Source organism: Pedobacter ginsenosidimutans (assembly GCF_001442625.1).
In the GTDB taxonomy this organism is placed as follows: Bacteria; Bacteroidota; Bacteroidia; order Sphingobacteriales; family Sphingobacteriaceae; genus Pedobacter; species Pedobacter ginsenosidimutans.
The window spans coordinates 39442-56100 of sequence record NZ_LMZQ01000020.1; the positions used below are offsets into that span (position 1 = coordinate 39442).

General features: G+C 36.5%; 11 protein-coding genes. 3 read left to right on the forward strand and 8 right to left on the reverse strand.

The window, feature by feature from the left end; genetic code table 11:
* From ASU31_RS19930 to ASU31_RS19940, 4 genes are all read right to left on the reverse strand, one after another.
* Positions 1 to 3501 carry a PKD domain-containing protein gene (locus ASU31_RS19930; RefSeq protein WP_083505446.1) on the reverse strand — a complete coding sequence of 1167 codons (3501 nt, stop codon included), beginning with the start codon at positions 3499 to 3501 and terminating at the stop codon, positions 1 to 3.
* Between the two features lie 268 nt (positions 3502 to 3769).
* Entirely contained in the window at positions 3770 to 3982 is a 213-nt protein-coding gene (locus tag ASU31_RS19935; protein WP_057934096.1) for a hypothetical protein, read from the reverse strand.
* 58 nt (positions 3983 to 4040) lie between these two features.
* Positions 4041 to 4181 carry a Sec-independent protein translocase subunit TatA/TatB gene (locus ASU31_RS27265; protein WP_083505447.1) on the reverse strand — a complete coding sequence of 47 codons (141 nt, stop codon included), beginning with the start codon at positions 4179 to 4181 and terminating at the stop codon, positions 4041 to 4043.
* Positions 4182 to 4439: 258 nt separating this feature from the next.
* Positions 4440 to 5294 (reverse strand): HD domain-containing protein, encoded by an 855-nt coding sequence (locus tag ASU31_RS19940; protein WP_057934031.1) that lies wholly within the window; start codon positions 5292 to 5294, stop codon positions 4440 to 4442.
* A gap of 222 nt (positions 5295 to 5516) precedes the next feature.
* Here ASU31_RS19940 and ASU31_RS19945 point away from each other — a divergent pair, with 222 nt between their 5' ends.
* Together ASU31_RS19945 and ASU31_RS19950 are read left to right on the forward strand one after the other, a co-directional pair.
* Positions 5517 to 6170: a TetR family transcriptional regulator C-terminal domain-containing protein gene (locus ASU31_RS19945; protein ID WP_057934032.1), complete on the forward strand. Its 654-nt coding sequence runs from the start codon at positions 5517 to 5519 to the stop codon at positions 6168 to 6170.
* A 7-nt stretch (positions 6171 to 6177) separates the two neighbouring features.
* Positions 6178 to 7476 (forward strand): ABC1 kinase family protein, encoded by a 1299-nt coding sequence (locus ASU31_RS19950; protein ID WP_057934033.1) that lies wholly within the window; start codon positions 6178 to 6180, stop codon positions 7474 to 7476.
* A 297-nt stretch (positions 7477 to 7773) separates the two neighbouring features.
* Here the strand turns inward: ASU31_RS19950 and ASU31_RS19955 are convergent, their stop codons facing one another.
* On the reverse strand, positions 7774 to 8130 hold the full coding sequence (locus tag ASU31_RS19955) for a response regulator (protein WP_057934034.1): 357 nt from the start codon (positions 8128 to 8130) through the stop codon (positions 7774 to 7776).
* A 272-nt stretch (positions 8131 to 8402) separates the two neighbouring features.
* Between ASU31_RS19955 and ASU31_RS19960 the strand changes: the two genes are divergently transcribed.
* On the forward strand, positions 8403 to 9005 hold the full coding sequence (locus ASU31_RS19960; RefSeq protein ID WP_057934035.1) for a GIN domain-containing protein: 603 nt from the start codon (positions 8403 to 8405) through the stop codon (positions 9003 to 9005).
* A 258-nt stretch (positions 9006 to 9263) separates the two neighbouring features.
* On the opposite strand, the gene ASU31_RS19965 is transcribed toward ASU31_RS19960, so the two are convergent.
* The 3 genes from ASU31_RS19965 to ASU31_RS19975 form a co-directional block, all read right to left on the reverse strand.
* A complete protein-coding gene (locus ASU31_RS19965) occupies positions 9264 to 11588 on the reverse strand; it encodes a GAF domain-containing protein (RefSeq protein WP_157258145.1) in 2325 nt (774 codons plus the stop codon).
* A 242-nt stretch (positions 11589 to 11830) separates the two neighbouring features.
* Positions 11831 to 15433, reverse strand: a complete 3603-nt coding sequence (locus ASU31_RS19970; RefSeq protein ID WP_083505448.1) for a BamA/TamA family outer membrane protein — start codon at positions 15431 to 15433, stop codon at positions 11831 to 11833.
* Positions 15434 to 15680: 247 nt separating this feature from the next.
* Positions 15681 to 16586 (reverse strand): SdiA-regulated domain-containing protein, encoded by a 906-nt coding sequence (locus tag ASU31_RS19975; protein ID WP_057934037.1) that lies wholly within the window; start codon positions 16584 to 16586, stop codon positions 15681 to 15683.
* Between the last annotated feature and the right edge of the window lie 73 nt (positions 16587 to 16659).

Sequence of the window (16659 nt, forward strand, 5' to 3'; positions counted from 1 at the left end):
TTATCTGATTATAGTGAGCGGTCCAGTTATTGTTTTTCGTCCGTTACGCGGGTTGATGATATAATAATAAACACCTACCGGAAGCGGTTCATTTTGGTAATTCCCATCAAAAGGAATTTTATATCCATTGCTAAAAAACACCTTATTCCCATTTCTGTTAAAAATTTCGACGGTGGCATTTGGATAAGATTCTAAATATTTAATGATCCAAGTATCGTTTACATTATCACCATTTGGCGTAAAGGTATTGGGAGGATTTATAGCTTGCAGTACCTTAACTAATACCTTTGAAGTTGTTACGCAACCTTCTGGCTGTGTAGTGGCCGTTAAGGTATATTCTGTATCCTCATTTGGTGAGGCAACTGGTTTTAAGACATTGGTTTTGTTCAGACCAATTGCCGGCGACCATTCGTATTTTAAATTGTCTCCCTCGGCGGTTGCCGGAATTTCGATCTGTCCACCGGCCAAAAGATAAACCAATGTCCCCGCATTGGCCAAAGGGGATTTATATACTGTAATGGTATTGGAAATGGAATTAGGACAACCATTATCTCCTGTAAATGTATAAGTGATGCTATGTGGCCCAGGCCCGGCAATTTTAGGATTAAAGGTGCCATCTGTCCTCATACCATTGCCACTGTATACACCTGGCCGTCCATTCATTTCTTCGCCAACTTTCTGTTTGGCCTGCGTAATTAAAACTGTTCCATCTGCCTCGCAAACTGGAGCCATATCATCAAACACCAATTGTGGAACTGGTTTTAAGGTAAGTGTTTTCACCTCTGAATATTTAAAACAACTTTCTCCGGAATAGGCAACAAGTCTGATGTTAAATGTCCGGTCGGTAGTACCACCAAATGTATCGTATTTAAGAATAAAAACTTCGTTATTATCAGGATAAGGGATTGTTTTATAAATGGAAGTTTCTTTACCAAAATCTCTGTAAATCTCAATCTTTGTGATTTTTCCCGTAAATACAGTAGATTTATTTTTAATCATGATATCTTCACTCACACAGCTATGATCGTTTAAAATTTCAAAATCTGCTACTTTAACATCACCATTAACGGTAAATGGTTTTGGAAACGACATGTCACAGCCCTCTGCATTTTTAACGGTCAGTGTAATTATATAATCGCCAGTATTTTGAGGCGTAAAAGCACCATCAAAATCAGTTGAGGTAGCTACTGTGCTGCCATTATAAGTATAGGTCCATTGTGCAGTTAAGCCTATTGTGGTGCCATCTGTATTTTTTGAGGTATTCTTAAACCTTGCTACGCCATCAGCCAAACAAAAATCAGGAAGCATGAAATCCACTTCTTTCGGTGGATCGTATACATTTATGTTTATAGGCTTAATATTTAAACAGTTAAGATCACTTTCAACAGTTAAGGTAATGGTATAAGCACCCGCAACAGCATATTGATGTGGAGGAGGAACATTATCTTCTAGCGTTATGGGAGTACTTCCATCTCCAAAATCCCAGGTCCACTTTACTATGGTCCCAGTACTTTCTATACTCGATTTATCAGTTAAAACGGTTGGTTTATTGGTACAAAAGCCAATAACATTAAAATCTGCTAATGGTGTAGGATTTATTGTAATTTCAACAGGATCTGAGGTATTAGCACAATTCGAACCTGTGGTAACTGATAATCTGACAATATATTTACCAGGTTTTGCGTAAATATGTTCTGGATTTTGTTCAGTAGAGGGGGTGCTTCCATCTCCAAAATCCCAAAACCATTTGGTAATTGTAAAATCGTCATTATTAGGAATACTCTCATCTGTAAATTTCGCAACAATATTTGAACAACCTATGATAGGATTAAATTTTGCTATTGGAAGATCGTAAATATTAAAAGTATAATTGGTTGTTAAATCACCCGACGCGCATGAAGATGTGTTAGGCACATGTGCTACAATTTCTAAACTGTGCTTACCCTTTTCCGCGTACGTTCTGGTATATGGCGATTCATAAGTATATATGTTGGTTCCATCGGGCAAAGTTTTAGTATCAAGTAATACAGGCGGATTTTGATTAATTACAGTTTCATTATCTAGCGACCAATTAATATAATCAGGTTTGTATGGAAGCGATATTTTAATATTATAAGTTTCTCCCACGCATCCATTTTGTCCTTCTTCATTTTTAGTGGTGTTAAACACGGTAAGATAGTTGTTGGAAGATAGATTTGTACCGGCAGAATAAGCATAGGATTCATGATCGCCAAAGCCGTAAGCCACAGCATTAAAGCCATCACCAGCAGTTAGTGTTATGCTTTCTTCGTTAACCGGAATCTGTGTATAGGAGTAAATAGAATTGCCATTTAAAACGGTCCATGCGGTATTTGGTGCCACGCCGTTATACCTAAATCCCGAAATGCTAGCTGTTTTAATTAAAACATTTACATACTTTTCTGTAATATTCTGCAAATCAGAAGAAAAAACGGTCACACCCTTTATATTAAATTCAATCGGATTTAATATCACCATTTCCGGATCACCTATAATAGCCCCTCCATTAGCAGAGGAACAATCTTGCGTTAAGGAATACTCGGCTACACTAATTAATTTATCAGCCGTGATAAAAGTAGAGCTGGTTAATTGTTCGCTTTCAATAGATATACCTTTATTAATAATGTATGTAGTGCCATTATAAGTTACACTTGTATTATCTTCTTGTGCAAGAATCCGTAAGATATATTTTCTATTGATAAAGGGCACAACCCCATAATTTTTACCCCAGCTGTTTGTGGGGTAAAGCTGCTGAAACAATGGATCTTGAGAAGAATTACAAACAATTGTGAGTACTGAAGAACCGGAAAACGCTGCAAAACGCTTACAAGAAGATGTTACCGGATCTGTTTCTACATAAGTACCAGTAAGATCTTGCGTTCCAGATGCTAAATATTCATAAACATCTCCGGCTTTGTTTAAGGTTATTGAGATTTTATTGCCATTTTTTTCATGCAAAATAACATCAGTATTATCTTCTACAGCTACCAATGTTAAAAAATTATTACCACCATTGCTCTGCGAAAAATTCATGGAATAATATGTCTGGCCCAAAGTTTCAAATGGTAAGATCAGGGAAGCAGCAGATCTTGCTGCACCATAAATGTGGGTATAAACGGATACTTTCGGCTGACCATCGGTAACTTTAACATGTATTCCCTTATTTGTTAAAACCTGGTTGGCCTCTAATACTCCATCAATATAAGCATCGGCTCTTGGAACATCAAACCTAACGGCTGTATTGGCTGGAATAGTCTTTGTAACAGGAGCAGCATTTCCACAAGTTACGGTAACTTCAGAATTAGATTTTGATGTTACAAAAACAGCAATATTACCATATGGAATTACTCCATTAACAGCTCTTGATGGTACATGGGTTGGAAAAACCGTCCAAAAATCAGTTCCTTCGTTAGAAATGTTTTGTCCAAATGCTTTAGCAAAAAACAAAGACGTACACAAAACTAACAACCAATACCCCCTCATTACCTATCAGTTTAGTTTGAAAACGTTACACATGGCTATTTGATTAGATATGCAATATACTATTAATCAAATCATTAGAAACAACAATTGTTAGATTTTTAATAGTTTTAAGCGGAAAAATTACCTTTTGTGTAATAAACCAGAGCAGTAGTGTAAAAAAGTTTCACATAAAAACGTAATACCTTAATAAAAACCGAATTGAGAACGATGAATAAATATCATGCAGAACAAAAAAGCCACCTATTAAAAGTGGCTATATGATAAATATTCAGTTATTACCCTGATCGGACTGATCGCCGCTACCGTACTTTGCGGAGAAGTCTTTAGCTTTTTCGTCTGCAACACTATCATTATGATCTTCAGACTCCAGGTTTTCATCTAGGCGGTCGTTCCAATCATTTAATCCCTTTTCAGGGTGTTTTGCATTTTCTGCTGTAAAATCGGATTTTGATTTGGCCTGATCTTCTTTTTTATTTTCCATATTAGCGTTTATTTTAGTTAAAAACAGCACCATTAACAGAAAGTTTTGTTTCTTGCAATTATTTTACCGGAGGTTCGTCTTTGGCATCCTTAAATTCTTTCACACTTCTCCCTATTCCCCTCATTAATTCCGGCAATTTCTTGCCACCAAAAATAAGCAGGATAACCACTCCTATTAAAATAATTTCTATTGCAGACATATCTTTATATTTTTTTTACAATATACGTTAATTCTTATGAAATGGTTTGTTGGTTCGTTAGCCCTCGGCATATATTTAAACAGAAAGATCCTGAAACAAGTTCAGGATGACGAAACGAGAGCGATAAACTGTACATAATAATTCGTGACAAAATATAACCAAGCCTGGTGTGGTAAAACAAGTCCAGAAAGCCCCTGAAACAAGTTCGGGATGACGAAATGAAGAGGATAATCGACGCTAAACACCTACTCCTAATCGCTAAACCAAAAGCGCATTTAATGTTCTTGTTTTTATCTTTGGCACGGCTCCATGGCGCATAAATTCGGCGAAACCTTTTAACTGTTTGATTGATTTAATGGCTTCATATCCTTCATAAGAAGTTCTGATTTTGTTTAACAGCATGGTATCTGTCTTAAACATATCACTTTCAACCAATACCCCTTTATTCAAAAACTTCTTAATTAATTCGGCCATTTTACCGTTGGCGTAAAGGTGAAGCGGTAGTTTAAACACTTCATTATTCAGTTTTTCAAAAGCTTCATTAATCCAAGCCACCTCAGTTTCTGCATTCACCGCTATCTTCCCATCCTTCAACACAATGGAAGTCAAAAATTCGCGGGCGCGCTGACGGGAAATTACCCCACCATGAATACCATCACGTAAAGTATAATCCAAACGATCCGCACAGAGCGCTGGCAATGGCTGTTCTAAAATATCAAATGTACCATACAGAATCTGGTTAACGTTGTATCCATAATTTAACAACACGTCAGGTACTTCCGATCTGCATAAAACTTCGGCGAAAACCTTTTCATGATAGTCTTCGTCTGTATTGTCGAAAACATAATCGCCCACATGAGAAAAAGCGGTATGCGAAATATCATGCAGCAACCCTGCAATTTGCTCTAACTCTGAACCACCCAGCATTCTGATCAACATGGTAACTCCTATGGCATGCTCCAACCGCGAATGGCAGATATCTGGATTGACTAAAAATATAGCACCGCTTTGATGAATCCCACCTAACCTTTTTAAAGCATCAGTATTTAACAGATCGGAAAATACCATTGGCAGTTCCATTTTGCCATATAAAAAATCGTTTACCTGGATCATGTTGCTTTATTTAGTTAAGGAATAATCAGAAGCAAAAATACTAATTATTTTAGTTCAACAGTAAAAAATTATCAACATTAAAATTTATAAAAACTAAAATAATTAGTCAAAAACCAACTTTCAAATATTTTGAAAGCTATTATTACAATTTCATGATCAACAAAAAACCAACTGTAAAAACAAGCCCATAAATTAAACGTTATACTTGTAAAAAACTGGTATATGGCAACTGCTCAGCAAATTAGAAAAGCATATTTAGATTATGTTTTAACAAACAATGAAAAACCAAAATCGGTTTATGTTTTTGTGAAGAAGCTTAAAATTACCGAGGCCGATTTTTATCAATTTTTCTCTTCTTTTGAAAGCATTGAAAAAACAATCTGGTTCGAACTTACTTTCGAAACCATTAACAAAATCAAAGAGCAAGAAGTTTGGCTACAGTATACGGCCAGAGAAAAAATGCTTTCTTTCTTTTACAGTTACCTCGAAAACCTGAAGAACGAACGCAGTTTTGTGATTTACAGTTTAAAGAATCACCGTGGTAAATTTTCTACCCCTGATGTACTGGCTGGCGTTAAACCTATTTTCGAAAACTTTGCGCAAGAAATTATTGAAGAGGGTTTAGATAGTGGGGAGCTTGCTGAGCGCCGTTTTCTAAGCAAAAGATATAAAGATGCCTTATGGATCCAGTTTGCCTTTATTGTTAATTTCTGGATCAACGATGATAGTGAAGGTTTCGAAAAAAGTGATGAGGCCATCGAAAAAGGCATTAATGTAACTTTCGATCTTTTTCAGCATTCGCCAATCGATAATTTATTGGAATATGGGAAGTTTTTATCCAGGAATGGGAAGTTTGCAGAAAAGATGAGGTTTTAAATACCAGATGAAGACACAAAAAAGTATTCCAACCACAAAGGTAGAGCGTTCTGCAAAGTTTGTTAAAACAGGTATTCAGATCGGAGGCAATTACATTAAACATTACTCAAAAAAACTGTTTAACCCCGAAATGGACCGCGAGCAGCTTAACGAGGATAATGCCACCGACATATATAAATCGCTGAGCGAATTAAAGGGCAGTGCCTTAAAAATCGCACAGATGTTAAGTATGGATAAGAATATCCTGCCAAAATCTTACGTCGATAAATTTACCCAATCTCAATACAATGCTCCACCCCTTTCAGGTCCGTTAATTGTTAGAACTTTCACCAAAAATTTCGGCAAAACACCTGAAAATATTTTCGATAGTTTTAACCTAAGCTCCAGCAATGCTGCTTCTATTGGCCAGGTGCATCAAGCGATGCTTCATGGTAAAAAACTCGCCATTAAAATTCAATACCCTGGTGTTGGAGACAGTATTTCTTCGGATCTGAAACTGGTAAAACCTTTCGCTTTCCGTTTATTGGGCATGTCGGAAAGGGAATTGAATATCTATATTAAAGAAGTTGAAGAACGTTTGCTCGAAGAAACCGATTACGAACTGGAAGTTAAACGTTCTATCGAATTTTCAGAAGCCTGTAAAAACCTCGATCATGTTGTATTTCCGAAATACTACCCCGAATTATCCGGAAAGCGGATCATTACCATGGATTGGATTGATGGTTTGCATTTAAAAGAATTTTTACAAACGGATCCTTCTCAAGCGCTGCGAAATAAAATTGGTCAGGCGCTGTGGGATTTCTATAATTTTCAACAACATGAACTCAGGGCTGTACACGCAGATCCGCATCCTGGAAATTTTATGATTACACCGGATGAAAACCTTGGAGTAATTGATTTTGGCTGTATAAAAGAAATGCCAGATGATTTCTATTACCCGTTTTTCGCCTTAATTTCTACTGATGTAATTCATGATAAAAATAAAACGATAGATGCATTTAGAAAACTGGACATGATCCATGCTGACGATTCTCCTGAACAGATTGAGTTTTACTATAAATCGTATAGGGAGATGATCAGTCTTTTTGCCAAACCCTATACCAGTAAATCTTTCGATTTTAGTAAACCTGATTTTTTTGAGCAACTATATGTCTATGGCGAAAAAATTTCTAAAATGCCGGAATTTAAACAGGCACGTGGCGTAAAACATTTCATTTATGTTAACCGGACTAATTTTGGGCTATATACGATTTTACATGAATTAAAAGCAACGGTTAAAACAGATACTTATAAACCAAATGTATAGTGCATAGTTGTCATTTCGATCTCGATGCTTCGAGAAGAAATTTATATTGCTTTGATATTAGCCCTTCCTTGCTGGATTAATACTAACCATTAATGAATTAAGAAAATTAATTTTTTTTAGGATGTTATAAAGGAAGTTATCCCTTAGGAAAGGTCCGTCATTTCGAGCGTAGCCGAGAAATCTATTAGTAAAATTCTGAATAATACAATTCATAAATTTCTCTCCCGAAAGTTCGGGATTGCGCTCCATCCGATAGCTATCAGATCGAAATGACGACCATTCGATCGAATAAGATTTTTAAGAATTTTTCTTTACCACTTCAACCATATGATCAATATCAAACGGTTTTTCGATATAATCATCAGCTTTGCATTCTTCTGCCTGTTGAGGTAAGTTATTTGATGTGGAAGTTAACACAGCCGATACATCTTCTGTTTGAGGATCAGATTTAAGTTCTTTAATCACCTGTGATCCTCTCTTTTTTCCCTTAATGTGATCATCTACAATCACCACATCGGGTTCAATTTCGTCTATTTTATCTATAGGTTCGGTTGTCAATGATGCCGTAACATCAAATCCCTCCTCTTCCAATACATGGTCCATTATATCAAGGATATCTTTATTATCCTGAACAAGCACAACCTTTTTCTTCATAAATAAAAACAGACTAAAATTCTCATTAAATATAAAGAAAAAGACTAACTCAATAAAAGATCTTAAAATATTTTACAAATGCTTGGTAAAAGTTTCAAGTTTTCGTCTTGAATTAATGCCTGTTCGTCGAGTATTACCTATCGATTGTATAAAAACGCAACATTGCCTGCAACGTTTTTTATTTCATTGCGTCTTATCATCAAAACTACAACAAAAAGACTTAAACATTTAAATAACAATTAATTAACATTTAATTTTTAAATAAAAATATTATGAAAACCTCAATCAAAACCCTAATTGCCACTTCATTAACAGCAATCGTTTTATCGTCAGCTGTATTTACTACAAGCGTTTCTGCAATAGAAAAAGAGCCACATACAATTTTAAAAATATCGGCTTTTAAAAGAATTTCTGTAAAAGGAAATGTAGAAGTAACCATTATCCAGCGGAGTAACCCAGGCATTTCTTATACTGATGATAACACTGGAACAGCAAAAGTGATGCAGGATGGTGATAATTTAAAAATCACTTCAACTAGTACCGAAAAAGCAAAACTAACTGTTTATGTAAACGATTTTTACAGAATTGTAGCATCAGAAAATGCAATTGTTAAAACTGAAGGAAAACTAAGGACTAAATATCTTCAGATCTTTTTAAAAGGAAATGCACATGCCGAAATCAATACCAGCTCAGAAGGTTTATATACTGTAATTGCTGATCAGGCAGACTTAAAATTAAGCGGTTCTACTGATCAACATACTTTAGTAATGGGTAAATCACAAAAATTAACTATCGATAGATTTGCAGCTTTAAAAACAAACATCAGCTCTGTAGAAACTTTTGCAATTGAAAAAGAAATTGCTGCAATCAAATAATAAAAAACACACAAATGAAACAAGGCTTTCTGATTAGGATCAGAAAGCCTTTTGTTTTTGAACATAATACAAACTTCTAAGGAGGCTGTATCACAGATATAGATTGTCATCCTGTCCAAAGGACTCCTACGGAGAGCCTGTCGAAGGACTTGTCCAAATGCTTCACAAAGCGTTTCGACAAGCTCAACGTGGCAAGTTCTAACGGAATCAAAATTTATGATACAGCCTTTAACTTATAGTGTCACTGATCTATAGTTATTAACGCTGCAGCACCTTCGCGATTTCCTTCTCGATGGATTTGATCTCTTTAGGTTTAAGTTTTTTAGCAGCATCTGTTTTGGCTGCTACTTTACTTTCCAGATATTTTACGCCTACCCTTAACGCTTTTAAACCAGAAACACCTTGAAGTTCATCTAGTTCAAGCTGCTCTAAATCGTCATTTAAATATCCTTGCACCTGCATGTATTTAATGTACTCCATATATTCTTTGGCCTCTTCAGGATTGAAATAAACCATTGCAATTTTATGGGGCTGCGTTAAACGTTCGGTTGTACCTTTAACCAATACTTTATCAATACGTTTTTTAACTACTTCGTAACGGATGTTATAAGCACCTTCTACATCAAAACGGCGTTCGTCGTTCCTAAAGCTAATATCAATTGCATTAGAGTGGATAAAGATCAGCTGTGTGGTTTCTAATGCACGGGGCATTTCGCCAATTAATCCTTTCGATAAACGCGCAATATCGACCATTGAGGTTAACTGCCATAAACGGATATTTTTGAGGTACAACAAATCAAATGGCCGATCTGGTGCAATTTCCTGTCCGATGTAAATATCGTACTCCACTCCATCAGTTCTGAATTTGGCAAAATAACAAGGGTATGAAGCCTGTAAATTAGCCTGCGATTTCTCCAGGTACTGACTCACTTCGGTATTGATCAGCTGCATCGAAATTTCCAGCTGCCTGCGATTTGCAAATGCAGCACCTGTTTCTGGAACAATAACTTCGAAATAACGATCAACAAACTCAGCTGTTATCGGGTAGTTTCCTTTTATAATTGATAAGAAAGGATAAACCTCTATTTCTAAAAACTCGTTCAGTTTGTTCTCTTCGTTTGATGAAGCAAAATCGCCGATGCGTTTAATCCAGTCTTTACAATTGAATAAAAGTTTATCGGTAAGTTCTAAAGAAACATGCTTACGGATGGCTTTTAAAGTATCAATTAAACTGTTTAACTGTACTTCCATATCATCTTTTAAAGCTTTATTCCGCTCTATGGTAGAATTACGGATATCAATTGCGCCAAACAGCGGATACATATGTTTAAAGGTGATCGTTTCGATTTCCTTTAATTTATGGTAACTGTTATTCTGCTGAAGAAAATGCCAAACAGCTTCATTAAACTTCCATTGTACCGATGGTTGTAAAGCGGTAAACTTATCCATCAGCACTTCGTCCATTTTAGCATCAAATTCTTCAATACTGTATTGGAAAAGCTGACCGATTAAAGGCATCGCCGGACGTAACCTCGATAAAAGTTTATCGTCAACCAATACTTCCTCACTCGAATAAACCTCTAAAACGCCTGCCAGCTGGGTATTGTAATACACCGGTAATACCGAATAAGAACAAACACCAGCAGCTTTTAAAACCCTTAAAAAAGGATCTTTATCAATCTGATCGTCGTTAATTGAGCTTACAAAAATTGACCTTGGGTTTTCTTTATATTTATCAACCAACGAATAAAATACCTCTTCTTCCAGATTGGATGATTTTGCCGAATTAATAAGCATACTCTGCGAAAACTCCTGATTATCGAAAACGAGCTTATTGTTAACGGTTAAAAAAGGCATTAAACCAAATTCGAGTTTTCCGTTTCCACTAAGGGTTTTTAAGGCATGGATTACATGTGTATAGGCTTCCGTTTGATAATTGTGATTAACAAGCGCATCGCGGATACCATCAATAGCATGTTGCAAAGTTACATCTGTTATTGAGATAATGCTGAATCCTTCAAAGTGAAAATTTTGTAAAGGCAGGTGCTTTACCAGGTATTCCAGTTCGGTTTCGTCTTGAAAATGCTTGCCGAGTTCTTCAAAATTAAGCTCAGGCAAATCACCTTTATGCATAATATCTACAAACTTCGTATCGGTTTGGATATTGTAATATTGTGTCAGTTTTGTTTCCTGATTAATATGAGCATAAATGATCTCATTCTTTAGTACCGAGGTAAAATTATAAAAACGGCCTAAAATAACGTTGTAGATAAACTTAAGTTGTTTTTTCTCAACAGGCTCGTTGTCTTTGGTTACCTTATTTTTAGGATCATGATCCTTAAAAAATTTATAGAATGCATTGGTACTAAAAAAAATCTGATCTGGAATTGGGGTACTTAAAGCCCAAAATAAATCGTCTTCATTATCCATTAAAGGGGTTAGAATGGTAAAAATCAATTCTAAAGTATCTTTATATTGGGATAATTCTTCGGCACTGATGTTGCCAAGCAGCACATCGTCTTTTTCAATTTTTTGAAGTAAAAACCTGTAAAATTCAGATTTTACCGATTTTTCTGTTTTCAATCTGCCTTTTAAATACTCCACAAGGGGGCGAAAAGACAGTGATGATTCTACCTGGCAATGTATACATTCGTTTTTATGTATCTGTATTACATTGGTATTCATTGTATAAGTTTGCTATAGTGTAAAATTTATAGTTATCTATTTAATTACTAATTCATTGCAAAGATACATACTCGTTAAAGCAATGTTCGTCTGCTGAACGTAATACTTGGATATTACATCTATTAATATGTTACACAAATTTAGTACCTAAAATTAAGCGATACGTATGGATACCAGCCATCAGACGAGTGCCCCATTACAAATCGCACAACTGTAAGTGATGCCGGAGCGAAGTAAACGCCCCCTCCTACACCGTGGTGCCATAATGTAGAAGTTTCGTCACGTTTCCAAACCCTGCCTACATCATAAAAACCCAATAAGCCAATTTGTCCGGGTAAAACGTAACTAACCAGATCGCCAAGTTTGGCCCTAAGTTCTAAGTTGTTATAAAAAGTATGTTCGCCGGCAAACCTAAACTGGCGGTAACCTAAGAGATTTCCTTGTCCGCCCAGATATAAGGCCTGATAAAAAGCTGGTTTACCAATGGTTACTCCTCCACCAAAACGATCTGCCAAAATGAAGTTTTTCCTGCCATCGAGGTTTTTATACAAAGCTATACTGGCCGTAAACTGGCCGTAAGAATTTGAGTATTTGTTAACGCCTTTATAACCCAAAAGTTTAAAGTCAACATAACTGCCCAATGTTGGTAACAAATCATTATCGCGGGTATTGTTGGTAAAATTGACAAACGCACCTGCAAACATTTTTTCGTTACGTACCGTTATCGAATCAGATGAATGTAAGAGTGATGGATTTTCGATAAAACGACCATCATTATCTTCCTGATTATATTTATAATATTGATATGACGGACCAACGCTAAAAGTAGATTTCGGACGGCGCCACCTGATTGAAGCATCAACCTGATAAAGGTTGAAACGTGCACGGTAGTACCTAATGTTGTCTCCATCGTTGAAAGGTGTTTCGTTGCCCAAGCCAAAGAAATTCTGTGTGTTATTTGGCGCGAAAGCATCGGCTTTTACAACAAAATCGCCTTTACCCAAAGCTTTTAACCACTCGCCTTTATAGTTAAACCTAAAAGCTTTTGTTGAGAATGAATGCAAGAAAGAAATAGTCTGCGAATTACCATAAGGTTGTTTTCTGAAACCAGGGTTGGTTTGTTTGTAGATCAAACCTAATAAAAGGCCATCATCTTGATTGTAACCTGCATTTAACAGCCACGAATTACGGCGGTACATATCTTTTGGTATGTAACTGAAATTCGAAGTATCATTAGAAATAATTTTCCTGATTTTATTGATATCCGCTCCATTGTAAGTTGCCTTATCGGTTCTACCGTATAACTTTACAGATCCGTTGCTATTTGCAAAATCGTAAACTTTAGTGCCCTTTCCACCGATAATCCGTAATTTAATATTCGATTTTTTATTGTTCAGGATCAAGCTGTCGTTACCATTGTGCATGTAAACCCTGATTTCTTTGGTTACTTTGGGATCGAATTTCCGATCGAAAAGCTCGTCTTTGATATTACCCTCTTTAGAAATTTTATTGATTTTTACGCGTAACCCATCTTTTTCAGCATCGGTAATCTGAATCAGTTCATTCTTATTGGTCACCTCAATATCTACAATCCGGTTAAAGAAATGATAATACTGGTTCATTAACTTTGGCAAAGTGGCTATCCTGTTACGCATTTGTGCCAAAAAAGCATCGTGATGTAATGAATAACTTGGTTCAGGGAGTTTTTTTAGTGCTTTTTCGAAAACGGCATCGTTATAATTAGCGCAGAAATCTTTCACAATTTTATCAAATTCCTCCTCTTCGATATTGGCTGTCCAACGGCTGCTGATTTCTCTACCTTCCCATAAAAACCAATTGATATCTTTTATACCACGTTCATAACCCTGCATCATCGGTAATAATGACGAAGATTGTGTGTAACGCTGTAAAAGGCCGTCAGATCTAAAAAATACCTGATCGCGATCTCTTGGTACCGGCGAATAAAGCGAACCATCTTTTGTTTTCGTTTCTTTCCAACGCCATTGGTCTTCGTGCCTGTCCCAATCGCCTAATAACACATCAAATGCCCTTGCTTTAACCCAGGCAGGTCCATCTAATCTATTATCGTTATCATCAGTTAGTTTTTTATCCATTTTCGGAGAACTGTCTGATTCTCCTGTAGGTTCTCTTTCTTCAAACAAACACAAAGTATTGGCGAATGCTGATTCAAATTCACCTAAGTTGTCATCAGGGGAAACCCAGCCAATAATCGGGTTGCTATGCGGGATACCGCCAGCTTTAGCTAGCTCGGGAACTACCAGTGCCGAAAACGGATGCTGTGCCGACATGTTATCCTTTATAATATCTTTAGCAAAAGTTTCGCGCAATGCTGCAGGCAAAAGTACCTCAGGGTATTTCTCCACGCTACGCAATACATATTCTTTACCGTTTTTATCCTCTAATCGTAAAGAGCGCGATTGATTGCCCCCACCACGCTGAGTCGCTTTTAAACCACCCATCATTTGAGAAACCCGTAACACAGGAACTTTTGTTTTTGCAGCATATTCTTTACGGTAATTTTCGCCAAAAATAGCACGGTGAAAACGACTAACGCTGTCGTATTCGGGTTTAATGCGTACAAAAATACTATCTGCGGTAATCGGTTTATCTCTGTTTCTTACTATTTGAGGGATGGTTTCGAACTTTTTAATGTAACTATAAACTCTTTTAACGCTCGTATCTGAATAAATATAATATTCGTAACGCATATCGTTGTTTTTCAACTGATCGGCAACCACATAACCTTGCTGCATTTCGTGAAATAAAGATGTTTTGCCCTCCTTATTTGGCGATACTTTCGAACCAGATCCACTAATAATCTGCAGCTGTTTTCCTTTGATTAACTGCAGGCCGTGTTCATGCCCGGCAACATAAGTTACATTAGGATAATCGCCGAATACACCGGTTACTGATTTAATCATATCCTTATAGGCCGGATGGTTTAAATCTTCAGGACTTAACAAGGTTGAACGCAATAATGGATAAACAGAACCCAAAACAGGCAAAGGGACATATAGATTTTTATCCAGCGATGTTAATGGAAAGATATGGTTTCTTAAATTGAAATAACCGCCATGGGGACCATAACTCTGAAATGGATGATGTGAGGCTAAAAGAATAACCTTGTCTTTGTTCTCTTCGAGTAACTGTTCCATTTTAACCAAAACCTCATCTTTGGTACGGCATTCGCATTCGCCGTTAGGGTTTGATTTATTGTATGGAAAAACCCACCATTCGCTATCGTAAGCAATGATGGTTAATTTATCAGTTAATTTAATGGCGACAGGATCAGGGCATCCGTTTTCTGGTATTAACCTCAGTAATGGATCGTTCTGTGCTTTAAGAAAGTCATCTTGCGCTTTGATTTTGGCCAAACCTTTGGGGCCAGATTTATCCCAATCGTGGTTGCCGGGAACAAAATAAACCGCAGCCCCCATTTTACGCATTGGCTCGAACTGTGAACGTAAGATCTTTTTGGTCTCCTCTTCTTCTACACTACCTGGCAGGCCCATTCCGGTTGGGTAAATATTATCACCAAGATATACAACGGTTGTTTTTTTAGGAAGTATTTGTTTGGCCGCATTTTTTAAATCCTGCATTTGCGCTGGATTCATCTCGCCTGCATCGCCAAAAAGAATTACACGATATTTTACATCATCCTGCGCAAAGGCAATGAAGTTAATTAAAAATAAGATGGTAAAAAGGGTAAATCTTTTAATCATATTCCAGCGTTTGTATAAAGATAGTTATTTTAAAATTTATTTTATTTCTCATTAGCCTCGTCCAAGCCATCTCATAAACGTAATTTCAGGTTATGACCTGTCATGTTGAGCCTGTCGAAACACTTCAACATGTATTTTAGTTAGTCCTTCGACAGGCTCAGGATGACAATGAATGTTAATGAAGTTCCTCTAATAGGTCCTAAAACAAGTTCAGGATGACCACCGTATGAAAGAATTTTCTTTAACCTTACTTTTTCAATTTAAACATTAAAATGTTTCCGGCCGATAAAGTACCGCCTTCATTAGAGATGTAAAGGTTCTGATCGCGATCAAATGCAATACCTTCTGGTTGGTTAAAAAAATCTCCTTTTAGAGGATAGGTCGCTTTTATTTTAAAGTTTGCATCAGTAACTACCAATAGTTTATTCACTGATGAAAGCACATACCACTCGTTAGTTGACTGATTTTTAGCCAAAGCAGAAGGGCGGAACTTAATTTTGGCTTCGCCAGATAAGTCAGCTATTTCTTTATAAGACAAAGCAAAGGTTCCACTTTCGGTAAATTTACCATCAGCATATTTAAACGCATAAATATCCGTCTGATCGCTTTTATTTTTCTTAATTTCTTTAGTTAAAACATACACCAGGCCTGTTTTTTCGTCAGCGGCCAAGCCTTCGTATTCGGCTTTGGGAACCAGATCTTTCGTTTTAACCACATCTGCAACTTCTGGTTTATTGATCTCGCTAATGGGAAAACTATGCAGTTCACCATTACTTTTTAACACAATTACGGTATTATTTAAGATAGCCAGATCTTCATAATCGCCTTTGCCTCCAAATTTGGTAAATTTCGATTCTTTATCGGCTAAACCAAGATGAAACAAATCGCCGTCTTCATCCTGAATTGCAAATACTTCTTTAGGGTCGCCATTATGAAATACAATTCCAGAAATTTCGAAAAGATTATGCGGCATATTGTATTTTACCGGCTTTGATAAATCGTAAGGAAGCGTTGATTTTTCTGCTCCGCTATTGGAAACAGTTTCTGTTGAATCGTTCTTTTTATCATCGCGATTACCATTTACGCACGAAATGCCCAAAAAGGCAACTGAAATTAGCAGGCTAGAGGCTAGGAAAGTTTTATTGTATTTCATAAGGGGTAAATTTAATGTCCATGGTCTGTGTCCCCACAGACCATCAATAAGTAAAATCATATGGTCTGTGAGG